This window comes from Enterococcus sp. 9E7_DIV0242 (assembly GCF_002140975.2).
Lineage (GTDB): Bacteria > Bacillota > Bacilli > Lactobacillales > Enterococcaceae > Enterococcus_L > Enterococcus_L clewellii.
In genome coordinates, this window is record NZ_CP147247.1 from 1,231,180 (window position 1) to 1,256,652 (window position 25,473).

The 25,473-nt window shown below is 40.1% G+C and carries 16 protein-coding genes; 3 read left to right on the plus strand and 13 right to left on the minus strand.

The features are described from left to right. Positions 1 to 234: 234 nt before the first annotated feature. Entirely contained in the window at positions 235 to 1,485 is a 1,251-nt protein-coding gene (clpX, locus tag A5888_RS05770; protein WP_086348235.1) for an ATP-dependent Clp protease ATP-binding subunit ClpX, read from the minus strand. Between the two features lie 485 nt (positions 1,486 to 1,970). Between clpX and A5888_RS05775 the strand changes: the two genes are divergently transcribed. Beyond that, entirely contained in the window at positions 1,971 to 3,002 is a 1,032-nt protein-coding gene (locus A5888_RS05775; protein WP_086348236.1) for a lactonase family protein, read from the plus strand. A 47-nt stretch (positions 3,003 to 3,049) separates the two neighbouring features. Here A5888_RS05775 and A5888_RS05780 read toward each other — a convergent pair whose 3' ends face one another. Beyond that, complete coding sequence (locus tag A5888_RS05780) at positions 3,050 to 4,300, minus strand: DUF3114 domain-containing protein (RefSeq protein ID WP_086348237.1); 1,251 nt, start codon at positions 4,298 to 4,300, stop codon at positions 3,050 to 3,052. Between the two features lie 223 nt (positions 4,301 to 4,523). On the opposite strand from A5888_RS05780, the gene A5888_RS05785 reads away from it, so the two are divergent. Together A5888_RS05785 and A5888_RS05790 are read left to right on the plus strand one after the other, a co-directional pair. Next, on the plus strand, positions 4,524 to 5,348 hold the full coding sequence (locus A5888_RS05785; protein WP_170924713.1) for an ATP-binding cassette domain-containing protein: 825 nt from the start codon (positions 4,524 to 4,526) through the stop codon (positions 5,346 to 5,348). Next, positions 5,332 to 6,063 carry a hypothetical protein gene (locus A5888_RS05790; protein WP_086348232.1) on the plus strand — a complete coding sequence of 244 codons (732 nt, stop codon included), beginning with the start codon at positions 5,332 to 5,334 and terminating at the stop codon, positions 6,061 to 6,063. Before A5888_RS05785 ends, A5888_RS05790 begins: the two co-directional genes overlap by 17 nt. Before the next feature lie 405 nt (positions 6,064 to 6,468). On the opposite strand, the gene A5888_RS05795 is transcribed toward A5888_RS05790, so the two are convergent. From A5888_RS05795 to A5888_RS05845, 11 genes are all read right to left on the minus strand, one after another. Further along, the gene (locus A5888_RS05795; RefSeq protein ID WP_212647183.1) at positions 6,469 to 7,293 is read right to left on the minus strand and encodes a prenyltransferase; all 825 of its coding nucleotides are present in this window, start codon (positions 7,291 to 7,293) and stop codon (positions 6,469 to 6,471) included. A gap of 48 nt (positions 7,294 to 7,341) precedes the next feature. Further along, the gene (locus tag A5888_RS05800) at positions 7,342 to 8,427 is read right to left on the minus strand and encodes a threonine aldolase family protein (RefSeq protein ID WP_086348240.1); all 1,086 of its coding nucleotides are present in this window, start codon (positions 8,425 to 8,427) and stop codon (positions 7,342 to 7,344) included. A gap of 101 nt (positions 8,428 to 8,528) precedes the next feature. Beyond that, entirely contained in the window at positions 8,529 to 9,362 is an 834-nt protein-coding gene (locus tag A5888_RS05805) for a Cof-type HAD-IIB family hydrolase (RefSeq protein WP_086348241.1), read from the minus strand. A 498-nt stretch (positions 9,363 to 9,860) separates the two neighbouring features. Beyond that, the gene (locus A5888_RS05810) at positions 9,861 to 12,794 is read right to left on the minus strand and encodes a right-handed parallel beta-helix repeat-containing protein (protein ID WP_170924714.1); all 2,934 of its coding nucleotides are present in this window, start codon (positions 12,792 to 12,794) and stop codon (positions 9,861 to 9,863) included. A gap of 206 nt (positions 12,795 to 13,000) precedes the next feature. Next, complete coding sequence (locus A5888_RS05815) at positions 13,001 to 14,302, minus strand: MFS transporter (protein ID WP_086348243.1); 1,302 nt, start codon at positions 14,300 to 14,302, stop codon at positions 13,001 to 13,003. 379 nt (positions 14,303 to 14,681) lie between these two features. After that, positions 14,682 to 19,139 carry a type VII secretion protein EssC gene (gene essC, locus A5888_RS05820; protein WP_086348244.1) on the minus strand — a complete coding sequence of 1,486 codons (4,458 nt, stop codon included), beginning with the start codon at positions 19,137 to 19,139 and terminating at the stop codon, positions 14,682 to 14,684. Further along, on the minus strand, positions 19,140 to 20,396 hold the full coding sequence (essB, locus tag A5888_RS05825; protein ID WP_086348245.1) for a type VII secretion protein EssB: 1,257 nt from the start codon (positions 20,394 to 20,396) through the stop codon (positions 19,140 to 19,142). It abuts the gene before it with no gap. Further along, a complete protein-coding gene (locus A5888_RS05830) occupies positions 20,383 to 20,658 on the minus strand; it encodes an EsaB/YukD family protein (protein WP_086348246.1) in 276 nt (91 codons plus the stop codon). The genes essB and A5888_RS05830 overlap by 14 nt, the downstream gene beginning before the upstream one ends. After that, positions 20,658 to 21,122, minus strand: coding sequence for a hypothetical protein (locus tag A5888_RS05835; RefSeq protein WP_086348247.1), 465 nt, complete (start codon positions 21,120 to 21,122; stop codon positions 20,658 to 20,660). Before A5888_RS05835 ends, A5888_RS05830 begins: the two co-directional genes overlap by 1 nt. Then, a complete protein-coding gene (gene esaA / locus A5888_RS05840) occupies positions 21,119 to 24,697 on the minus strand; it encodes a type VII secretion protein EsaA (protein ID WP_170924715.1) in 3,579 nt (1,192 codons plus the stop codon). Before esaA ends, A5888_RS05835 begins: the two co-directional genes overlap by 4 nt. A 137-nt stretch (positions 24,698 to 24,834) precedes the next feature. Then, complete coding sequence (locus tag A5888_RS05845) at positions 24,835 to 25,131, minus strand: WXG100 family type VII secretion target (RefSeq protein WP_086348249.1); 297 nt, start codon at positions 25,129 to 25,131, stop codon at positions 24,835 to 24,837. Positions 25,132 to 25,473: the final 342 nt, after the last annotated feature.

Consider the following 25,473-nt stretch of genomic DNA (forward strand, 5'->3'; position numbering starts at 1 on the left):
TTCATAATAAGATATTGTCATAAAAAAGTCGGGGCTCATACCTTTACAGATATTGCGTCCCGACCTATCATTTCCATTCATACTAATTGAATGTTCGCTAGAACCTCAATTTTTTACTCAGAATTCGATAAAGCAGTGCGTTCGATGTCTCTCTTTTTGTCAGCACTTTTCCTAATAGATAAGGTTCTGATCCGCATGTGCGACTCGAATCCTTTGTCAAATAACATCAGTATATCAGCCGGCTTTTTTATCCTTTTTATCGTAGATGATTGCCGGTTTTCCTTTGCCTTCAACAGCCAACTCAGTAATGATGACTTTCTTGATTGTTTCATCTGAAGGAATATCAAACATGACATCCATCATGATTCCCTCGATGATCGAACGTAGGCCACGGGCACCAGTATTTCTCTCAATTGCTTTTTGAGCAATTCCGCGTAATGCATCTTCTTCAAACTCCAACTCTGTATTATCTAAAGATAAAAGCTTTTGGTATTGTTTGACCAACGCATTTTTAGGTTCTTTCAAAATACGAACCAAGTCATCCACTGTTAGTTTTTCCAACGCAGCAGTAACTGGCAAACGTCCAATAAACTCTGGAATCAAACCAAATTTCAGCAGATCCTCTGGAATAATTTGTTGCATGACACTTTGGTCTTCAGATAGTTTACTGTTATTCGTACCGAAACCAATCGTTTTATCTCCTAAGCGATTTTTGACGATTGTTTCAATTCCGTCAAACGCCCCACCAACAAGAAACAAAATATTGGTTGTGTCGATTTGGATGAACTCTTGATGCGGATGCTTACGTCCACCTTGAGGAGGGACACTGGCTACAGTCCCTTCCAAAATTTTCAGTAAGGCCTGTTGCACGCCTTCACCAGACACATCTCTTGTGATCGATACATTTTCACTTTTACGAGCAATTTTATCGATTTCATCAATGTAGATGATTCCTTTTTCAGCTCGTTCCACATTATAGTCTGCAGACTGCAAAAGCTTCAATAAAATATTTTCTACGTCTTCACCGACATAACCGGCTTCTGTCAGACTCGTTGCATCTGCGATAGCAAATGGAACATTCAACGTTTTAGCTAACGTCTGAGCCAAAAATGTCTTCCCGGAACCTGTAGGCCCAATCAAGCAGATGTTGCTTTTTTGTAGCTCTACATCGTCTGAACTAGTATTATCCGTGTGATTTACTCGTTTATAGTGATTGTAAACAGCAACTGAAAGAGCCCTCTTAGCTTGTTCTTGCCCTATCACATATTGATCTAAAACATCCAAAATTTCTTGGGGTTTAGGAACATCCGTTAATTCACGTACAGCTTCGTCATAAAATTCTTCGTCAATAATCTCTTTGCACAGGTCGATACATTCATTACAAATATATACGCCCGGTCCTGCTACGATCTTCTTCACTTCTTCTTGCGTTTTTCCGCAGAAAGAACAACGAACAGGTCCATTATTATTTGTATTGTCGTACACGTACGTTCCTCCTTAAACTCGAAAGTAACTGCAAGTACAGTCTTAAGAAATCATATCACAAAGCAGAAAAAAATGCGAACTTTGAAAATCAATTTTTAATATTATATCGGTTATTTTGTTAATAACTCAGTCATGCTCTTTTACTCTCAAGGATTTGACAGTAAGTCTTTATTAAAAATGGAGGAATCTGATGCTATGAACAACGCTTTTTCACGCACATAAAGTCCGCTTATATGTGTAATTATAGAAGTTGCCGGTTCATTTCCCATACACATTCATCCACTCACTTCTGCTCTCGATACCCCTAAATGAATTTGTTGCAACTGTCTTCACTTTTTCTGATGCAAAGCTTCCCCATTTCCGAATAAAAACAATATATTTTTGTTATATCAAAGGGCAGCTGTTTGTTCTTATTCTTTTCAATTTCCTCTTTATGTTATACTGTAAACGTAGGTTTCAATTATCAATTAATGGAGGGTACATGTATGTCAGAAAAGATTATATTAGGGTCATATACACGAAGAGTCAGCAAAGGAATCCATGAAATCGTGTTAGATACTGAAAAGGGAGAGCTTTTAAAAGCAGAACTGATTGTAGAAGCGAAAGGTCCTACTTATGTCACACAAAGCAATGCAGGAAATTTATATTCTGTTATTGAAGTAGGCGAAGAAGGCGGTGCGGGTTCTTTTAAGACGACTGCTGATAATACAGTTGAATTACTGAATACAGTAACTGAAAAAGGCGCGCCTCACTGTTATGTAGCAGTAGACGAAGAACGTCAATTAATGTATGGTGCGAACTATCACCGCGGGATGGTTTATAGTCATCGCATTTTGGAAGATGGCTCACTTGAGCTTGCAGATAAAATCACACATGATGAAGCAACTGGTCCTCACGAAAACCAAAACAATGCCCATGTGCATTATACTGATTTAACGCCTGATAAACGTCTGGCCGTATGTGATTTGGGAACAGACCGCGTCTATACGTATGATGTTGCTGCAGATGGCAAGCTGACAGAAAAGGCGCAATATGTTGCTGAGCCTGGTACAGGTCCTCGTCATTTAGTTTTTCATCCAAATGACCAATTCGCTTACCTATTCGGTGAGCTGGATAATACAGTGACTGTCCTTGCTTATGAGGCTGCGGATGGTACCTTTACACAAAAACAAAAAGTATCGACATTACCGGAAGATTTCACAGAATTCAGTGGCGGAGCGGCGATTCGAATTTCTAAAGATGGTCGTTTCCTTTATGCATCGAATCGTGGGCATAATTCACTTGCGGTGTATGCTGTTACTGAAAACGGCAGCAAAATTGAGCTGATCCAACTGATTTCAACAGAAGGTGATTTCCCAAGAGACTTTGACTTAAACGCTACAGATGAGTATCTTGTGGCTGCCAATCAAAATACTGATAATCTAACCCTTTACAGTCGAGATAAAGAGACAGGTTTACTGACGATGATTCAAAAAGATGTGTACGCGCCAGAATGTGTTTGTGTGTATTTTAAATAAGCAGCAAAAAATCTTTCCTTGAGGCCTGACCTCTATGGAAAGATTTTTTATTTTCTGCGAAACAAATGCTTTATTCTCCAGATAACATCCAAAAACCGTTCGAAGAGACGGCCGGAATAATTATCCCCTTTATCTGAGAAATAGTCATAGTTGAGTTCAGGTGTCTGCTCATTTTTTTGTTCAGGTGTAATCCATTTTCTACTGGCTCCAGTGGCCTTTCGTTCTTTTAAGGAGACTATTTCGTCACATGTACCATACAAGCCATGTCGTCCGACTTCCTTCCGGAGCGTTGGATCAAGCTTACCTGGCGGTCGGATATCTAACTGCTTATGGATCTCATCATTTCGAGTAGCGTAATTAAACGACTCTCCATTCATCAACTGCGCTTCAAAATAAGCCGCACGATTTCTGAAATGCTGTTGATAGTATTGCAAATCGCTGTGGTAACCACCAGCCTCTGAATTTTCCTTCAATACATTCCATTGACTGACAAAACTCCCTTTTCGGTCAAGAATAAACTCAGAGTGAAAATAAACTGTTCTCTTCTTATTTTCATTGCCTTTTACACGATCCTGATAGGCCTCGCCAGTAATCAATTTATTGTGATAACGGGCAGGTTCACGTTCAAGTCGTCGACCAGCCAATCCGAAAGGTGCTGGTGCTTTTACATAAGCCGCTAATGCTTGCTCATCTGTCATATCTGTTTTTTTGAAATGAGTACGTATATATTGAATATTTTGACGGTCGATATACATTCTCAATTGATGGATCGAGCGATTGGTCAACTCTTTGAACGGGTATGCGAGTTGAACTGTTTTGGCTACTGTTCGCCAGAATGTTGCATGTGGTGCTAAACATTCATCGAAAGAGCGAGCCCCCAATAGCTGAAGCATACCGTTTTCATCAATCTCCCCACCTAAATGTTTCAGTAACAGCTGCAGTCGTTTTTTCGCCTGCACTTCAGTTAACTTCTCCAGCTCATCTCTACCCCATGCAGTAAAAAGCTGCTCATATAATGGACTCCCCACCTTTTGAAGCTGTAGCTCTGTACTTTGAAACATCTCTATTAATGAAGCCAGATCAGTTATTGGCTCTAACTGTTTTGCCAGGTATTGATCGTAGGCAGCTACTGCCAAAGGATCCCAGTCCATTTCCGACAAGCAGGATTCATGCGCCAGAAGCTGCTCCTGTAAGTCGAGCGTTTCACCAGATTGTGCCTTCTGCGAAAGAACTGCTACGCATGCACTCAACTGGCCATTATTCTTTTCCTGTTGCTCTCTAAGAACATATTTGGTCATTTCTAGTCAGTCCCTGCTTTTGCTTCTTTTTTCTTGAATAATTGTACCATTAAACCCTTAGAAATAGCTTCTATTTTCAATGAAAAAAATGGGTCAGCTCCTGCTTTAGGTCGAATGATGTGGTCAAAAATATTATTTTCAAAAAAGAAGATGAGAGCAAGGAAAGATATGCTACACTTAGAAAGTGACTATTTACAACAAGAAGACAGAATGGAGGCTTACTGTGGAAGAAATCATTCGAATAGAAAAACTAACAAAAAAATATAATAAAAACACTCTCTTTGAAGCGGTTGATTTATCCATTTTCAAAGGACAGTCTGTTGCATTTACCGGCAGAAACGGCAGTGGAAAAAGTACTTTGCTAAAAATGATTGCTGGGCTGACTACCCTTACATCAGGTAGCATTCATTGCAATACGCAGCACTTGATCCACTATATTCCCGAGCATTTTCCCAAAAGTAAACTAACTGCTCATCGCTATCTTTGTGCCATGGGGAAAATCGATGGCTGTTCTGCAACTGAAATAGAAAAGCAAATTGCTCAACTTGCAGAAGATTTTTTTCTGACAGAAATGCTTCATACACCGCTTCATTTTCTATCCAAAGGCACCCTTCAAAAAATTGGTGTTATGCAGGCGTTGCTAAAGGAGCCTGACATCTTGCTTTTGGATGAACCCTTATCAGGTCAGGACGAACGGTCTCAACAAGTATTTATCTCAAAGATGAAACAGCTTTTAGAAAAGCAGGTCACTATCATCATGTCTTGTCATGAAAAGCATCTAATTCAGGCACTTTCAGATACGGCTTATCGAATCGATAATAATCGAATCCTACCTGTAGCAATCAGCAGCTTCGCTACTGACTCAATGTTTCGTCTGACATTCATTGACGAGGGCCAAGGTATCCTACCCGATATCCCTTACTCAATTGATCGATCCGGTAATCAAATCCAGCTATCTGTCTCGGCAAATCAAACCAATCGTCTCATTCGGGTTATGCTTGATAACCACTGGACATTAAGGGGGATGTACGATGAGAACACTCACTAATTTACTTAGCTATCACCGGCTTTCTTATTTCAAATCATCCAAATTTTTAATGCCACTGGTTTGGCTACTGTTGCTTCAGCTGGGCATTTATACGACCCCTCGTCCAATTGGGCTGATGGACAGTATTTTCATGTCTTGTATGTATACATTTTTGATTGCTCTGTGGGTAGGTCTCTCTTATAATACCTTGGAGAATGAGGTCGGGGAGCAGTTGATGATTTTACGTATTAAAAGTGACTCGCTCTATTATGTCAGCTGCTCCTTGTTTCTTCTGCTACTAAGTATTGGTATCGGCTTGATTTCTGCCATCGCACCACTGATTGCTGCTATAGTCAGTCAGCAAACCCTATTTGATCGTCCTTTTGAAGCAAATGACTTTTTCTGTGGGCTGTTACTGCTAGTAGCTTGTGCCTTTTCAGGTAGCGCACTTGGCTCTTTGCTTCATCCAAGAATTCTAAAGGACAAAAAGTTGATTCTACTCGTTGCGCTATTTCTAGTTGTTTTCGTCCACGCCAGACTAGCAATGATCAAAGAGCTTCCTTGGTTGAAATTCATCCTCTGGCTTGTGCCGCCAGTCGCTGATATATCAACACGATATCCAGTCAGCACAGCTTTTTCACTCACTATTACACTCCAACTTTTTAGCGTACTGATGTTTTATGGTTTCGCCTTTTCAACAATAAGAACTGGGCTGCTGAAAAAAATAAAATTTTGATCGCTCAACTTGTGTTGTCCAAGTGCGATACAAAAGTGCCATGAGAATCTCATAGGTTTTTCTTACTGGTGACGAGCTGCCACTATGCTTCAATTAGATGCTCTTGTAGCAAGAAAAAAGTGATAGACGACTCACTGTTCCAAAAATTCTTGAGATATAAGTTGACCGGCGAGAAGTTAGGTGAGACGACATGTTTATAAAGTAAAAAAATCATTTCTTATGAGTATACACATTGCTTGATTCTATTAAAAAATAAGTACATCGCTTTTATGACAATGATATCCATTAAAAGTCATTTCTGTTTGCTACAAATTTTTCCAGACATAATCTAAAAACAGCCCGAAGAAAACAGAACGAATACTCGTCTGCTTTCTTTGGGCCGCTTCATTTTAGCACCAACCTTGCTTAGTTCAAATTTCTCAGTATTTCCTGATAGCGCTCAGTTGCTAAGATACTTGGTTCACCTTTTTTACAAAATGAGAGCTTCTCTAGTTTCTTATTGTTTCGCGTAACAACAATCTGTCCTTCCTCCATCGTGCTTTGCAAAGCGGACAAAGCTTCTAAAAATCGCTCATCCTTCTTTGCCTTTTCGTAAAAAGACAGGATATAGACGTAATAGAACAAATTATACGTACGAAACGGATACTCCGGCTGCATAAACAACGTGCCTATCCCATAATGACAAGGGCCGATGGGTCTCTTGATCCGCCAATGCTCCAAGAGTAATTCCACGGCCTTATCCAGTGTCTGCTCTTGATTAAGATACTCGGTAAAACGAAAGGCACTCAAACCAGTCAATGTTGGTCCGGGATTTGCATAAAGCGTCTCTTCACCTCTACCATAGCTGAACTTATTACAGCGCCAACCACCTAATTCATACTGCGTTGCGAGTAAGTGTTGAAAGGTTGCTTTCACTCGTTCATCTTCCCCGTAGCCCATATGACAAAGCGTATTTGCTGCATTAACAGTCTGACATGGTAAAATTGCACCTTTCCCTGTCAGCTGAAATCGTCCATCCTCACGCCATGTGCTGAAAATCAATTCCGCTGTTTCTTCAATGATCGAATCTGAGCGATCCATACCTAGCTCTGTCAGAAGCATCATACTTTCCAACGTTGAAAATGGTGCGCCTTTGATTAGCTTTTTATCCTCAGTCGTCCAATAGTCGGCACCCAAATCGTAGCGGTGTGACAGAATCGCTTCAGCATCCTTTTCGTATCCCTTTTTTATTGCCATATTTTTTCTCCTTCTAGCCAAACAAGCTTATCTGTTTCAGCTTTAAGAGGATTCCCTCATTCTTTGATCCAAGACCAGAAATACTTGCTTTAACTTCTCTTCCGGTACTTCTTTAAACGCATCGCCAAGTGATAATTCAAAGGAACAAGTGGTGTCGCCTTTATCCACTAACATGCCTGTAAAACCAATGCCATATTCTTCGTGAAGAGCCGAAAGCAGTGCTGCCATCTCCTCTTTTGATTTTGAAAAATGAACATGAAACATGTTTGTTACGGGAACCTCTGGAAGCGTCTGAACACCCGAACAGCGATTGAATTGCTCAGCTACTTTTTTTGCCGTTTCATAGTACGTTGCCATGTTTCCAATTCGTTGGTCGTAATAATAATCAGAAGATACCACATATGGGTACAAGCTGATCAAATCACCACCATGTCGTCTTTTCCATATTTTCGATTCATCAATAAAAGATTGCTCACCTGCTAAGATTGCGCCAGCAATACCGCCCAACCCTTTGTAGAACGAAACATACACACTATCAAATAGCGAGCAAATCTCTGCTGCTGTTCGCTCATAATAAGGCAAACACTCCCACAAGCGTGCACCGTCTAAATGCACCTTTATCCCATTTTCTCTACAAAAATCAGTAATCTCTTGCAACTCATCAAAAGTCGGAAGCTGTCCGCCAATATCCCTTTGGGGTAATTCTAAAAGCAGACAAGCAATCGGTTCTTCTATCTCCTGTATGTCCGTTAATGTCACTAGACGTTCTTGGCTTCCCAGTAAAATAGGACGAATCTGATGCAGTTCCTTCAAGCCATCTTCTTCATGAATTTCTAAATGAGAGAACGGATGATAAGCAACCGTTTTATTGTTTTTTTGGTCTGTCCAGATTCGCAATGCAATCTGTTGGGCCATAGTTCCACTTGGGAAAAAGACTGCCGCTTCTTTTCCAAGCACCTGTGCCATTTTTGCCTGAAAGGCTTCAATCACTTCGCCGTTACCATACATGTCACTTTCTATCTGACCTTCAACATCCGAAAATGCCTGTTTCAGACTATCAATAGTACGATCTCCATGGTTTCCTAATTTATAGGCTGTTTCTTTCCAACTTTTTTCCAATTCACCCATCGTTTCAGATCACCTCTTCATTTTTTCTTATTTAACATTAACTGATCAATCTTTATCTGTTTAAAAGAAATGTCCCGTTCAATCTCTCTAGATATGAGTGATTATAAGTATTTCTCCAACATCACAGCAATTCCATCATTATTATTAGAAAGTGTGATTTCATCCGCGGCTGCTTTCAAAGCATCGACCGCATTTTCCATTGCCACACCAACTCCAGCGTATTCAATAATCGACTGATCGTTATGTCCATCCCCAAAAGAAATGATTTCATGCGCTTGAATCCCGAAATCTGGCAAAACACTATCCAGCGCTTTCGCTTTATCGATCCCTTTATCTGTGAATTCAAAATAAACAGGTGCTGTAAACATCGCATTCAACTGTCCTTCGAACGGTTCCTTTATTTTCTGATGATTTTCCTGTAAGTATTCCGGATCACCAGCAATCAATATTTTATTCAAAGAAAAGTCAACAAAGGCTGCCAAATCATCGATTTCACATAATTTAAAGTTGCCACCTCTGGATTCATATTCAATGATATTAAACTCCCCTGTCGGAAGGGTCACAATGTTATCAAAAACGTCATTGACATACAAATAATCCTCTTTATCGATCATTGGTTTTACATCAAACTGCTTCAAATGCTCAAGAATTGCTTTGCTGTCTTCTACAGAAATTGCTTGATTAAACAAAATTTCATCTGTTTTGCAATCGACAACACAGGCACCATTAAAGGAAACAATGAAGCCTTCATATTTGTCCATCTGTAACTCTTCAACATGCTTTTTCATTCCGGTTGTCGGGCGTCCCGATGCCAAAATCACCTTGATTCCCTGTTTCTGTGCATCAATAAGTGCCTGTTTTGTTTTAGCAGTTATCTCTTTTTCGTCGTTCAACAATGTTCCATCAATATCTAATATAATTGCTTTAATTGTCATTTACTCGACTCCTTTATTTGTGAATAGAAACTCATTCATTTCATGATTTTTCTTTTTTTGCAACACCATACTGGTTTCTCTGATTCAAACAAGATTTCGATCACGCCTCTTAATGTAAACTGGCAATCTATTTCCTTGTCTCTTCATCTAAGTATAATTTATTACACTAGAAATATCTATAATGAAAAAGCTTACAACCTGATACAATCAAACGAAGCATAGAATAATTCCGTAGAAATTGTTGCATTTATAGGAGATAGTTGAAAGACCTTATCTATGTACCCTTCAAAGCCAGTTATACTACTTATAAAAATAGATGTAAGAGCAAATCAATAGAACGATTTGCTCCTACACCTTTTTTTATTGAGGTTTGTCTAAGAAATTTAGAGGCAAAAGAAACCTCGTCTCATGCTCATAAAAGTCAGCGAGTACGTATCAGACGATTCGCCCCATAAAATTTGCTACCAAAATTTTCAGATAAACTCTAGTCACAGGTGGTTACACCTGATGACGTTTTTTCGACCAGTACAGGATAAGTGAGCCAATCAATACGAGTACCCCTGCTGAGCCAAAAATCATATTTCTAAATTCACCCGTCTGTGGCAAGCCACTGCCATCTGATTTGTTGCCTGTTGGCTTATTCGCTGATGAATCTGAACTGTCCACTGATTCAGAATCTGTCGTCGTATCTGTAGTTGTGCTCGTATCTGAAGAATCATCCGTTTCTCCTGTTCCAGACACATCATAGACAGGATATGCAGAGTTTGGCGAAGTCATTTCGTTAAATACCGCACCAACTCCTTCTGCCAACGTTTCGGCAGAGTAGTTTTTGACCTGCATCAATCCGTGCACATTGATACTACCATTACTGTAGCGTGTAATTGGCTGCTCTGTTGGGAGATTACTTTCTACTGCTGTTGTCACGCTCTCAAACCATGATTCTTGAACCGCATGCTCGGCTATATTTGATGAATTGCGAAGCGTCACTGGATTCCAGTAATAATTCGTTACACCATAAACCTGATCTTCCTCTTGCTTTCTCAGTTCTAGCTTCTCAGCGACTTCGAGGCCGGTGGTTCTGAATGAGAGAATACCCTTTGCAAAATAATTCGTAGTATCAGATGATGTTGTAAATAGCGCTACATTGTGTGATTGGTTATTAAACGAAGTGCTACTATTAACAATGATATCCGTACCACTATTGGAGTCGATTCCTTTTCCTAGGTTTTCAAATGTTAAGCTGTTGATTAGTTCGTGGTCACCCGGTAAAGAAGAGCCACCCATCTTAAATCCATTGCCGTTCCCTGTTTTAGATGGATCATTTGCCAACCAGCCATTTCGGTAAGCCACGGAGTTTTTGATTGTTACTTTTCCGATGCTTCCAGTCTCATTTTTCGCAAATAAATCCCACCCATCATCTGCATTGTGATAGGCGATACATCCATCAAAAACATTTCCCGGACCTGTCGTGATTTTTGCGGCAAAGCCATCTGCATCCTCAAAACCAGTATCAGCATTTTCATATGAGGTACAGTTTTTGATTGTGTTATAAGAGGGCCATTCGTTGATTGTATCAGATGCTGACCCGCTGATTTGAATGCCGGTATTTCCATTCCGATAAGTATGAAGATCCTCCAGCCAGTTGTGATGACCTGCAACCTCTATCCCTTTAGATAAGTCAGAAGAGCCTGTTACATCGAAACCACGATAAATCCAGTAGTTGCCCCAGTGAGAAAGCCCACTTCCTTTACCTGTGAAATCAATCACCGGACGAAGCCCTACTTCATTCTTCTCTGCAACCAGAGTAATCGGCTGTTCCGCCGTACCGTCTGTTCCCTTGTGGATCGTCAGCTGCTTATCAAAAGCATAGTTTCCTACTGCCAAAACAATAGTCATACCCGGCTTCGCATAACTCAGAGCTGTCTTCAATGCCAGTGGTTCCTCAACCGTACCCGCACCATTTTCAGTTCCCTCCGGTGTTACATATACAGTTGACCTCAGCTCTTGGTAAGTTACCTGATGCTCAATGATCGCTTCATCGTAGTTACTCATCGCCATATACTCTCCGGGCACATAGGTTTTATCCGGTGTGAAAACTGCTTCAAAATTCGTCACTGCTTTCGTCAGTTCAACTGGAACAATAACTTCTTTGTTGGCAGCCACCGCTACACCATTTCCTGCCTCAAAGACTTCTTTTGTCTCTTTATCACGAAGAACCAACGATCCGTCTGTATTCGCTTTGAAACGCAAATCATATTCTTTAGTTCCACTTTCCTTACTTGAAGAAATGCTGTAAACAGGATCGATTTTGGCAATTGGACGTTCTTCCGGTTCCGGATCATCAGCCGGATCAGTATAAGTCATCTCGATTCCACTGACCGTGATGTCCATATTCCGTGCCGTCGCAAAGCCTACACAGACATTCTCTTGATCCAGTACAAACATTGATTCCCAATCCCAAAGTACATCACGAACTGTTTTTCCTGATGCGCCTGTATAATAGGCCTCAAAACCACTATTCGTCTTTTTCATCGTAAAATCAAAGGTCGTCAAATTACCAATGGTTACAGCACCAACCTCAGATTCTGCATTACCCATCACATTATACGTGCCAGCTTCCAGTTTTTTTTCTGCAGCTGATGTTTCTAACGGAAAATAACTAGTCGCTACGGAACCTACCTCCGGAGGATTTAGTGGATCACCAGTGACACCAATGACTGACCTCGCACCTAACCCTAATTTCATCGCATATTTCGTTCCATTTCCAGTTGTTACTTGGTTGTTTTCAGCATCCCAAATATATTCCAATCTACTTCCCAAGATGGAATAAGAATTTGAATAATGGCTACGATCATACATGGTTTCTGATGGTACCGCATCTCTGACCATCAACGCAAAGCCTTCTTGACCGTTTGTATACTTCCAAGTGTTGACTGTAATTTTTCCAGATAATGAAAAGTTTTTTTCCTTAGGTACTTGAGTATAGTAGTAAGCCAGTCCATCTGTTCCACTAATCAAAAATTTCCCGCCATTATCCTTGCTTTTGATGTGCACGGTCTTTTCATCAATCACATCAATACTTGTTTTTGCTTCATTCGTACTTTCCCCAAAAAAAATCGACTGCCACTCTCCCAATACCTTGGGTTCAACCATTGACACAACATCTTCCACTACCTTTTCAGAATTATTGTTTTCGCCTGAATCCTTCGATTCGCTCACATCTGTTGGGTCCGTTTCTTTCAAATCCTGACTTTCTATTTCAGAAGAAAACACTGTATCGCCAAAAATGTTCACGTGAACATTTTCTTCCGAAAAAGAACTTTCTGTTGTAGCAGTGTGCTCTGTTTCAGTTGCTGCAACAGTCAAAGGTAGCGACAAAGAGGCTGTACAATAGGACAATACAACAATTTTCCGAATAAACTTTCCTGCCAAATCACTCATCTCCCTAATAAAAATATAAAAGCGCTTTCCTTTATTAATATCTCAAAACAAACACAAAAAGTCAAGTATTCTTAAAACGCTTGTTATTTTCCTGTGCTTTAAATAAAAAAACTTATATAGAAAAAGACAACCGAGCGAAACAATTTTATCTTGCTCCGTCCGGCTGCGATTCGTTAAAAACAGTAATTAATTACTAGTTAGCTTTCTTCTTGCTCTGTTGATAGGGCATCGACTTTCGATTTATTCTCATTCAGTTTTTGCTGCAGCTCTTTATCATAATTTCGAGCAACTGGAATGAGAAGATTGACCAGTCCACAAATAAGTGTTCCTACACCAGCGATAATGAACATCTTTTCAACACCGATTCTATCTGCCAAAGGACCGGCAAAGATTAGACCAACAGGGCCGGTAATACTCATCAAGGAATTCAATACGCCCATGATACGTCCCAAATATTTGGGCTCATAGCTTTGCTGAATCATAGCCATCAACAATGTATTGAAATACGGTGTTGCAAATCCAGCAGCAGCATTCAAAGTTGCAAAAAGGAGAAAGCCCATACTAGTTGGTGGCATTAAACCACTGGCACCAATAGTAAGACCAATTACCAGATAAGCAATCAGCACTGGTTTCATGCGATTCTTCCAATTACCAAAGATACCGATGACTGTTCCACCAGCTAGCATCCCAGCTGCATAAATCACTTCGATCAATCCAGCTTGCCCGACGGTACCATTAAAATAATTCATCGTCATCAAGGGATACAAGCTTGCGGCAGGCATAAAAATCAAGGTAAACGCAGCACCTATGAGCGTAATATACCAAAGTCCCTTATTTTCAATCAGCTTTTTAAAACCAAAAACTGTATCTGCCATCAAATGAACGCGTTCCCCTTCTGATGGAATATGCGGAATTTTGATAAAAATCAACAATCCTACGCCGATTACAGCACCCAAAACATCAAGGAGAATCAGAAAGTTCATCGGAATCACGGAAAAAAGAAAGGCACCTAGAGCTGGAGCAATAATGAAATTGGCTGATTGCACCATACCAAACTGCCCATTTACCTTTGTCAGTTCTTCTTCAGGCACCATAGTTGGTAAGATAGACTGGATCGTTGGCATCTGAAAGGTCTGAGCTATTGAGCGTATCAGCAACGACACATATACAAGCCATAAAGGAAAATCAGAGGCTAGTGTCCCGGCAATCGATAAAATCAAAGCAAAAATTGCAACGATAATATCAGTGACCATCAGTAGTTTTTTCTTGTTTAATCGATCAATAAACGGACCGGCAAAGGGACTAAGCACGACCATCGGAATCATTCCGAGTAATGTGGCAATACTTAAAACTGTTGCTGAGCCTGTTGCTTTTGTCAGATACCAAATGATCGCATATTGGACGATCATACTTGTTATTCCAGATAGAAATTGGCCTGTAAGAAATAAATAGAAATTTCTTCTCCAATTTCTCATTTCCATTGTTGGTTGTTCATTCATAAAAACACTCCTGTTTTATCGTTTTATTTAGGAAATTTTTGACTTTTTCTTCCTAATTTGGAGTGCCCCCAAAAAAAGAAGAGGTTATACTGTTCTCATGCGAATGGAGTCGATATTGGCTTTCATAATAAATAGCATGTCAGACTCTCCTTTCCTTGATTGTTCTTACGCTTGATCATATCATTATTTTTGGCAAAAAAGCAAAAGTTCAAGCAATTATTCTACCTACTAAATTTAGAAATCTTACTATATACCTAAAAATTTCAATGGATACCCCTTGATACACATAAAGAATAATTTTTCTTCTCATCTAACAACGATAGTTTGATGCTATTTGTGGAGCCCTTTCATATTTTCATTTCAATAACTTACCTATTTCCTAGCAATTGAGATGCTTAAACTTTATAAACTGTTTTTCTATTAAATAATGAGCGCTATCAGATTCCAGCTCCGGTTCTCTCGATAGATATGGTTTTTCTGAAAATTCCTGATCTGATACTCGCATAGCAAATATAGCCGACTTGATCAACTCTTTGTAATGTTTTGGTAAGCCTATTCTGGTTTTTGCCATATATTGATGATCACCGGCGACAATAAAATAGACACCTGTTTGCTCTGTTGCTGAAAACAGTATTCTCAGTTCCTCTTCGGTCAATTGAGTTGTTGTTTCGAAGCTCTTCATATCTGTAATATAAATCAACCACTTTGGCTGACCGAAAAACCCAGATTTTTTTCTCGTAGCAATTTCCATAAGTATCTCCTGTTTGATTGTCGAAAACCTTTCTTGTTCAACTATTTGTAGGTGGTCTATAGACTCACTTTTCCCGCAAATATCCCCTGAATCAATAATTAATGTATTATATTTTCCAGCGATCAATTTTATAGAAGCTAAAACAGAAAGTTTAAGTGGTAAAAACGTCTTTCTTTGTTCACCGATTATTGCAAGATTCCCATATTCAACTATATCAAATGCAACGACACTGACGTCTTCACAGTTCACTCCTAATGGCAGCACACCTGTTTCTGCCAATTGTGAGGTTTGCTTTTCTCTTCTAAACGTCCTGAAATCTAGTATTTCCGGTACCATTGGTATCTCTTCCGGTCTCCTACCTGTCCAATGAGCATCCATTTCGGCAATCTCTTGTTGAATTGTTTCGATGATTTGCAGGGTATCTTCACCAGCTGCTGGCAGGGCAGCTTGGAAGAGCCGTGGTTCATCCAGCTTGATCAAACCACGCCCCGGCAGATCATCGATAGTTAGAGTGGTTCTGCCGACAATCGAGCGAGGCTCGGCATCATCGATCATTTTCAGGGCGATTTGTAGCTTGATGTTGCCGGACACGTTCATTCGTATCGCATTTTGACGACCTGCTGACAGCAACAAGCGGATACCGATACTGGTGCCTTCACGGGCTACCTGAGTGGTGATCTTGTCTAGCATCTCTTCAAATTTCGCCCCCTTCATTCCTTCATAACCATCTAGCAGAATCAAAATGATTGGCTCTTCTTTGCCGCTGGCTTTTTCGTACATCTCCAATGTTGCAACAGAAAACTCACTCAACAGCTTCTTTCGACGCTTCAGCTCGTCATTGATGAGACGGACAAACTTCGCGATTTTCTCTTCTTCATCACTTGTCATTGTATCGGCAACATGCGGTAGACGCTTCAACGGCAACAAACCATTCGTCCCAAAATCAAGCAGGTACGCATGTAAACGCTCAGGACTGTGCACACGTGCCAGATCCATCACAACACTCTGCATGAAGGTACTCTTGCCGTACCCTGGACTACTGAACACCGCCAAATGACCATCGTTGGTCAAATCGAGCTTCAACGTTTCCTGTGCCTGCATACTCGGAATATCTACGATACCAATCGTTGGTACAAGCTTTTGCTTATCAGTCACCCATTGTTCCTTAAAATCGACGTTGTTCAAGTCTGTGACAACGATGTGCTCCTCCAACGGCGGCAGCCATGGCCGTGGCAACGGCGTGATATTCTCCTGCTCCGCTACAGCATGGATACCCTCTATGATCGCATCCAGCTCTGTCGGAATCTGCTTCACCCTATCAACGTTTTCCAGACCGCTCAAATCTTCACTTAAGATTTCGTATTGCCCCAGCTCGTTGACTAGATAGATTGTCTTGTCTTTGATCTGCTGATCGTCCTTATTCGGTTGATAATCCGCGCCACTCCACGCACTTTGGAACAGCTCGTAGATTTCATTGTTCCCTACCTGCAGATAGGTCCGTCCGACTTGCGTAATTTCTGCCGCATCCGGTGTTTTCAGCATTTCCATACTATCCGCCTTATCGGCAACCTTCAAGCAAAGCTTGAATTTCGAGTTACTCCAAATCTGATCATTGACCACACCCGATGGTTTTTGAGTTGACAAAATCAGGTGAATACCTAATGAACGACCGATACGAGCAGTAGAAACCAGCTCTTTCATAAATTCAGGCTGTTCTGATTTCAACTCGGCAAACTCATCACTGATCAGGAACAAATGAGGCATTGGTTCTAAAACTTCGCGACTCTTATACAACTTCTGGTATTGATTAATGTGATTGACATTATTTTCTGAGAACAGACGTTGGCGACGCTTCAGCTCAGCATGGATAGAAATCAGCGCCCGCATACTTTGTGCGCTATCCAAGTTGGTGATACTTCCCAATAAATGTGGCAGATTTCTGAACAGGTTTGCCATTCCCCCACCCTTGTAATCAATAAGTAAGAATGCAACATCATACGGATGGAAATTCACTGCCAGACTCAAAATATAACTCTGCACGATCTCTGATTTCCCTGAACCAGTCGTACCGGCAATCAAGCCATGCGGCCCATGTGCTTTCTCATGGAGATTCAGCATCACGATATCCTCTTTACCTCGTAGTCCCAAAGGCACAGCCAATGTCTTATGCGGCGAATTCTGTGCCCAACGCTGTGCCACATTGAACTCGTGGAAGGTCTCTATGCCATACATCTCAAGGAATGTCACCGATTCTGGAATACTTGGTTTCAAATTCTGCAAATGATTCAATGGTGCCAGTAATCGTGGCAACACCTCTTTATCAAAGTCACCAGGAAAATGATCTAGTTGAAATGTCGTATTTTTCAGCTGACCCTTTTCCAGTAAAAGGACCCCTGTATTTCTGTCTCTGATATCAATAACTGTTTGGATGTTGTCTGACAGACTACTCATCACATCTTCTACAAAAATCACGCTGCAGCTTAGCTCACTTGGGTCTTCATTGAAAAACTCCATGATCACATGATCAAGGATCAATTTTTTATCGGTGAGCAACACGACATAATGTGGCGTAAACAATGCACTATCCCGACTGTTGCCATTTTCTGCCAGCGCATTTTTACGGCTTTTCAGAATTTGGTTCAAGCTGTTCAACACCTGATCCCGACTACCTTGATTGTAAACACAGCCACGAACATTCACGTCCTGTAATTTGGCATGAGGCAGCCAACGCAGCCATTCCCACTGCTCTTTTTCGTTTTCAGGAAAAATGGAGATAAACTGCAAGTCATGATAGCTATGGAATAACGATAGCTGATTGACTAACAAATGCAGTTGCTCCAACACGAAGTTTCTCGGCCCGATATAACCGACCGGTCCATTTACCAAATTCGCCAAAATCGGCATGCCATCCAGCTCCAAGCTCTTCGTATAAAGCTCATAACCCAATTCCTCTATGTGATCTGTTTCTTTGCCGCGTTCTTTATTTGAATAATCAATAGAACTAGTGCTGGGTACTCTTCCCAAGCCTAAACGATAGTATAAGAAATCAAAATGCAATGCTGTTTTTTCATAGACACGAGGACTGTATGTCTTCCCCATTTCCAACAACTCAGTAATGCATGGGTAATGATAATACTGTCCTTGTCGTTGCTTTTCATTTATCTGATACAGCTCAACAGCCTTATCAACTAAGTACTCATTGTATTGAATCTCACGGTCGATCAGACTCTGCTTGTGTTCCTTTTTATTTTTGAAAAAGCTCTGAGTCGAGAAGGTCAGCGTCATCAAAGTAGTTGTTCCACTAGCTATAACAAACAGCATATTAGAACGTAGCAGTGCCATTACTGCCGTCACAGCAAGCATCGCTAGTGGTGGCAGAATTATTTTGACTAGCTGCTCTTTCGGTTCAGCCCTTGGCTCACTTGGTGCATGGATCATTACCTTCTCTTCCGGTTCACGGTAAATGATCCGGGGCGAACGATGGAAGTCCGGATATTCCTCATACATCTCATAACGGGAGCGGTAAATCTCACAAAGAGTAGAATCAACCACCGTTCCTCTCGTCGCATGGATTTCCTGAGAGAAGACTTTCAAGGTATGTCTGCCGAAGGAAAGCTCGTCCCCTTTTTCCAGTAAATAGTCAGCTTCGGTCATCTTCTTGTTGTTCAGCGTTACGTTTCCTTCTAAAAGAAGCAGCTGCCAGTTTTCACCGGATTTCTTCATAATTGCGGAGAAATGCTTCTCAACGAGGGCCAACGAACCACCACGGTCATAGCCAATGATCAGCTCTTTTTTATCCAACAAATCAAAGATCATGTTTTTTTGAACAGGCGTGATCAATAAGCTTAATTTCTGTTTATCATTTAGAGAGACAGCTATAGCTTCATCAATAGCTAGCTTTTGTTTGGTCTCATCTTGTTTCAAGTACCAACCATCTTCATAGGAGACAATCAATTTCTTTCCTTGTGACAATGGCATATGCAATGCTGCCTGATTGTCATTGGAAATAAGTTGTTCCTGTTCTTGATCTAGAAGCAGCTGATAGCGATAGCCTTCGAAATAGATAATGGCCTGCAGTTTATCCATCTAGTTTCCCTCCTGCTGGGAAGTCCCTGTCGTTTCTACAGTTGCTTCACCAGTAGTAGCAATTATTTCTGCAGCTTCCTCTATGCTGGTATTCCGTTTGTCTCTATATTTTTCGTAGTCACTTTCAAGTGTATTGATTGTTTCTTCCTTCTCAGTCCCTGAAAGATTGGCATCATTTCGTACCTGTTCGATTTTCTGAGTGATTCCATATAGAATCAAATCTAAATCTTCCAGTTTTTTCGCGATATCCAACGCTTCATCCAAATTCCCGCGACCATTTTCGATCCAGTAATCCAAATAATTTTTATCGGAACGCAAGGTGACGTTATTCAAAATAACTGTTTTCTGCTTGTCCTGCAGGGCCTCCCCCTGAACAAAGCTGTAGGCTAATTCATATTTCTGTGTATAGGGAACATCTTTGGTTTTGACTGGCTCAAGAGTCGAAATGACACCTTCGTAGTCATTTTTCAAGAAAGCTGCATCTGTATCCTGCATCCGATCCATAAACGGAATACGGAAGAACGTCAGATAACCCAAAGGAACTACCAAGATAACTGCCAATATAGACATCCAGATAGACAATTGCTTGATCAAAGTAAATTGTCGCTTGCTTACTTTTCTAGTTGTCCGTTCCACCACAGTGACTGTTTGCTCATAGCTTGTTATCAGATACTGATGAATTTCTTCAAACGTAGCCAAATTGATAATCGTTTGGATAAACTTGGAGCCCTTCTTGATAGCCAATTGCCCCTCATAAAGAGTTGAGAAATCTTGATTCTTCTCAAACAGAGCGATAATCAGACTCTTATATTGGCGAAGCAATAGCTCTTCGCTGATTACTTGAGGTGGCATTTTCCCTTCTAACCCACGATAAGCAATTATCGGTACTAAATTATAATCAAATAAAATATTTTCCGGATGGATGAAGAAAGTCAGCGGAAGGTTCAATAGCTGCTTCACTTCCATCATATTCGCCATCGCTCTCAATTTGTCTTCCTTCGGGCGCACACTTAGCTCCATAAAGCTGATAGTTTCCTTTGGCAGAAAATAAGTAAAGGTCACCTTATCTTCCTCCCAATAGATATCTGTCGCCATCAGTAAAGGATGTGCAATCTTTAACAGTGCCAAGTCTTTTTCTTCACCGACCTGCACCTCTGATTTACGCAGCGAAAGCAGCCATTCAGCGATTGATTTTTCAAATTCATAGGTATGATTTTCAATGGTTATGGTTGCTGATGCACCCTTAGACGATTCCATATACTTGCTCCTCCAGCACCTCTATTATGTCTCCATCAGTTATCGGGTAATCCTTGATTCTCTGTTCTTCACTCAGTAAGATCCCCTTATTTAACACCTTCAACTGATATTTATTCAATCCTTTGTTTCTTCCAAAAATTTGATTCAACTCTCGAATGAAACGATAAGCAGTGATGTTGCTAGGAATACGCAAATCGACTATTTTCCCGCGATTATCACTGCATACCAATGTAATATTTATGTGCTCCTTATTGTCTGCCATTACACTACCCTCTTTTTTCTTCTAGGGTGAAATAAAGACAGTGCGACTCCTGTCAGCAAAGCTGTCCCCACTATCAAAGGCCAGAAAGAAAAAGACGGTGATGAAACTGCAGCAGCAGTTTCATCCAATTGTGCCACCTTAACTTTCTTCCCTACAGCGAATAAGTTCCCTGTATCGATTTCTTTCACTGCCGTCACTTCCATCAAAAAGTATTTTGACTGTTCCTGTTCGTTTTTCTTTTCCTTTATCCTTTTTGCATGTTCGGCTTTTGCCATCATCTCAGAATCAAATAAACGATCTTCGGTAATAAAGCTCTGGACCTTATTATTGGCCCCCTGCTCCTTATTCAAACGACCTGTTTTTAGATCAAAATTATTATCCAACAAGGTTTCTTTTGCCGAAGCATTCCCACTGAATAGAAGCAAGCTGCTTCCTGCCAAAATAACAATCAACCATTTCTTCATTTCTTTACCACTTCTCTTGCTTTTTTACCTGGTTTCCAAATGAAAATATTGACTATCGCTAAAGCAACGATGCTCAGCAAATATAAAAGAATATTGCTGCCATCCAACGAATGATTTGAAAGAATAGCCGATAGATTGTGCTCGCCGATCGATAATGGATTGATTCGCCTGATGAAGCCTACCAACGGATTATTTCCCTTAGTTTTTCCAATAGCATTTGTTATAAACACATAACTTACGAATAGAAACAAATTCAAAGCAAAACCGGCAATATGAAACTGCTTCATTGCATAGTGATTCATCAGTGAGAAAATCAACATGAACATCAGAACCATCACGAGCCACATGATTTGTACTTCTTTCATTACTGCTAACTCACTGATACTCAAAAGGGCTAAAACAAGTCCAACAACCATAGCACTTACGCTAAGCAATAATGTCTCAACAATATTATCTTTAAGCCACAGCTGTTCCCGCTTAAATTTATCTTTGATTTTGCGTATAACAGGCTGTGTAGCAAACAGATAAGCAAGGAACAGACTCAATGTGAACATGATCAATATCCACGTAAATGGCTGGTTGACCTCTGTCGTTTGAATCGTTGCCTCTGCATTTCCTGTTACTGGATTGGCAATAAATTGCAGCAATGAATTATTGGGCACTCCATCCTGATAAGCATTGTTCAATACCTTCATAAAAGCATCCACAAAATTGGAATTATCTGCCAATTCAACAGTCAAATCCTCCATGATTTGCTCCGCATTTGCTGACAGCTCTTCACTGTTCTGTTGTGCATTCTCTACTCCCTTATTGAAGGAATCAAAGACCCCCTTCACCTCATCAGCTTGTTCAATGTTTTGTAGAGAAGATTCCCTGACCCTTTCAGACTGAGAAAGAATCGTCTTCAATGTTTCATATACTGCACTGACTTCTGAATCCATCTGACTATTCATGGCACTGACTAAACTCTCACTTGAAGTCAAATCCTGACTCGTTTCCTGCCATGTATTCAGTAATTCAATTTGTTCTGTTACAGAAGCATTCAACATACTCGTATTCTCTTGCGTCTGCGCAAGAGTTGCATGAACCACTGCATTCTTATCTTCAATCGATAGCACCAAAGTCTGCAGTTGATGTAGTTGCTGCCACTGCTTGTCAAAATCTCCATCGGTATTCATAAAGGACTGGTTCAAAACAGTCTTGAATACATCTGTCAGCTCTATATCCAAGAACGTATGAAATGCAATGAACGGGTAATCACTATATTCTTCCAGTTCCTTATCCACTGTCTTATACAATTCCAAAATTTTTCCAATTTCCTCAGAATACACTCTTTTTGCATCCTGATAGTCTTTATTAAGAAAAGCTGAGACATCCAACGGATAGGTAATGGTCACATAATATCCCTCTTGCTCACCTTCTGCTTTTGGTGACCTTTGCTCATCCGGCAGTATTGGGGTACGCTCCCTCTCATAAGCTGATGCGGGCAGGTCGGAATACTCGGTATCATCTTCTAGCGGTTCTTCTGAAGCCACAGAACTTTCTTTTGTTTCCGTAACGTCCTTCTCCGTATGTTCTGATTCAATGATATTTTCTGAATTTGAAGTAGAGGTTAATGATTCGACAACCAGTGTTTTCTCTGCTGTTCGAGTCACTCGTAACGGCGTAGAAACCCCTTCACCATCAGAATCAAGCGTTATTTTAGCTTGTGATACTTTTATTTGTATGTTTGGGGTTTCCTTACTTTCATCATAATCTGTAACAAAATCATAGGGAATTTTGATTATTGTTGCACTCGTTGCGTTTTTGACCCTATACTCCAGCCAGTTATCATTTGTACCACCTGTTACAAGTCCGATATAGTCAGCTCCTGTAGGAAATTGAGATAGTTCAATAGCTGCATTTGGTTCGATATAGATAGCTGCTTGATCCTCCATATTTTTCCATTGAAGGACAATTTCATGACTCGTGTTTACAGCCGTATCTCTTTCTAATTCCAAGTTAGTATATGCTTTTTGAAGAGTGTCATAATAGCTATTGCTACCAGTGTCAACCTCCGCATTATCTTCTGAAAATTGCAGCTGTGGTACCCCGATGTAGGGATTGTTCCAATCCGCGGGAGCATAATGGACATCATTTTGATTATTTATTTCACCATTGATCGCTGTAACTTTCGTGTTAATCCCATCCAAATAGTCTTCAATTTTAAGCAGTGGATGATCTGCTATATTCTTCAATGAACCATCTTGCGGATGCCAATATGCATAAGGAGCATTTAAATAATTAAAAATTTCAGCTGTTGCTGTAGAAGTAGACCCGACAAAATTATCGACATCCCTCAATGGTAGTAAATCTAAACGATCTTGCATTTTCTGTACATACCTCTTATTGAAGCCTTCAATCTGATCAAAGTATTCTTTTACAGCTTCTCCCATCCCTTCATCTGGAATAGTAGAAGCCATCTCATATTTTTTTCTGATTACATCTCGTAAAGTAATACCTGGTGCTTGTTCTCCTTCTTTCAGTGGGTAGCCGAGAGATGAATAAAATTGGGTTTCATATTTTTCAAAATACTTATCCCTTAAACCTTCCAGTTCTTCAATCTGCTTCGTTATATCTTGTTTCGATTGCTCAAAATCCCCAGTCAAACCAGACATCTGTTGGAAGTATTGGCCCTCCTCCTGAGAACTGAATTGTTGAGCAAAATAATCATTTAAACAACTGATAGTAGATATTAAACTACTCGTTTCTGAACTTATGATACTACTGTCTAACGAAAGAAGAATTTCCAAAAATTCCTCATAGGTAAGCTTTCCCTCGACTCGTTGCTGAAGCAGTTGCTCCAAGACAGTCGAATAATCTTTATGACTATCTACCAATGAACCAGTACTATCTGAAAAGCTGCCTAGCAAACTAGTAAGTAAATCATTAGACTGCAAAGCACTGTTAGATTGGCTAGTCAATGCCGGAAGATAAGTTTTGAAATTGACTGTCGGCTGGTATAAGTTATCCTGAAAATTCCCCACTAACTCTGTTTGGTTCGTGTATACCTTTTCGATATTTTGTTGTGCTGTATACAAGTTATCAATAATGCTAACAATATACATATCAACAAGCTGTTGGTTCAAACCATTTACAATACTTCGGCCAACACTTCTGGACTCATTTTCCAAGGTGCTGTTGCCATTGGCGTTTATCTTATAATTGATTTGAAGTTTTTCCGGAGAAACACTATCTAGTTCCATTAGCTTTGCGGAAAACATACTGGGGATAGTAATCAATAAATTGTATGTCCCATTCTTCAACCCACTTTCCCCGATACCACGAGTTACAGTAAACCACTGATGATCTGTGTCCTTCTCGATTTTCTTGACGTAATCGACACCTAAGTTGTACACTTTTCCGTTACGAGTTACACCTACATCCTCATTGACCAAAGCTATGTTCAGTCTGGTCTCTTCTTCTTTGTTCGCTGATATATCTGTATAATCTCGATTCATTACTATAAAGGCTACAATCAGAACAACAACCATCCAGACTGACTTCAAAATATAATAAAGTTTTCTATTGCTCATTTCCATGCTCCTATTTCGACAGACTTCCTTTATATGTCAAATCTATTTTTCTGAACCTTTTACTTATAAAACAATAAAAAAGAATAGGTGAGGCAAAAACCCTTCGCTATTCTTCTTGGTCTTTAGACTGATTTGTCTTATTGAAAACCAAATACACCAGAAAGCTCTGAGTCTGTTTGCTCCACGATTTCTGCCGCCTTTTCTAACTGCACGTTGATTTGTACTAGCAATTCAGAGAATTCTGTTACTTTTGGTTTTAATGCTTCAAACTGGTCATTAAAGCGTGTAGATGCTTCTCCTTTCCACCCATCTAGTATTTGTTGCTGTGTAGCTGTTAACGAATGCAATACTTCATTTACAGACTCAGAACCTTCGATGTATTTTTTTGCTTGCACACGCAGCTCGGCAGGGTGCATAGTAATTTGATCAGCCATTTTTTATTCCTCCAATTTTTTAGTAATAAGATATTTAATAAATGTTCCATTTATTGCGGGAAAGCAACCATCCTCTTATTGTTATCTATCCTTCGCGAATACATTTTTATCTCGACAATCGACTGGTTTTAGTTATGCTGACTATCTTCTTTTCCTAAGCCTCCCTTACAGGTCCCTATTTTTTCTACTGCATATCTGTCGATTTCTTGTTGAGTAACCTATCAGCAGGTTCTCTAAATATAATTACGCCAAATAATAAAAAAAGTTTTATTATTCCTATTAAAGTTTTTCTAAAGCTTGTATCACAAGTTCAAACAATATTGAAAAATCGTTGATGATTTA

Coding starts and splice junctions, on each gene's coding strand:
- A5888_RS05775 (WP_086348236.1), top strand. CDS start 1,971: ATGTCAGAAAAGATTATATTAGGGTCATATACACGAAGAGTCAGCAAA.
- A5888_RS05780 (WP_086348237.1), bottom strand. CDS start 4,300: ATGACCAAATATGTTCTTAGAGAGCAACAGGAAAAGAATAATGGCCAG.
- A5888_RS05790 (WP_086348232.1), top strand. CDS start 5,332: ATGAGAACACTCACTAATTTACTTAGCTATCACCGGCTTTCTTATTTC.
- A5888_RS05800 (WP_086348240.1), bottom strand. CDS start 8,427: ATGGGTGAATTGGAAAAAAGTTGGAAAGAAACAGCCTATAAATTAGGA.
- A5888_RS05805 (WP_086348241.1), bottom strand. CDS start 9,362: ATGACAATTAAAGCAATTATATTAGATATTGATGGAACATTGTTGAAC.
- A5888_RS05815 (WP_086348243.1), bottom strand. CDS start 14,302: ATGAATGAACAACCAACAATGGAAATGAGAAATTGGAGAAGAAATTTC.
- essC (WP_086348244.1), bottom strand. CDS start 19,139: ATGGATAAACTGCAGGCCATTATCTATTTCGAAGGCTATCGCTATCAG.
- essB (WP_086348245.1), bottom strand. CDS start 20,396: ATGGAATCGTCTAAGGGTGCATCAGCAACCATAACCATTGAAAATCAT.
- A5888_RS05830 (WP_086348246.1), bottom strand. CDS start 20,658: ATGGCAGACAATAAGGAGCACATAAATATTACATTGGTATGCAGTGAT.
- A5888_RS05835 (WP_086348247.1), bottom strand. CDS start 21,122: ATGAAGAAATGGTTGATTGTTATTTTGGCAGGAAGCAGCTTGCTTCTA.
- esaA (WP_170924715.1), bottom strand. CDS start 24,697: ATGAGCAATAGAAAACTTTATTATATTTTGAAGTCAGTCTGGATGGTT.
- A5888_RS05845 (WP_086348249.1), bottom strand. CDS start 25,131: ATGGCTGATCAAATTACTATGCACCCTGCCGAGCTGCGTGTGCAAGCA.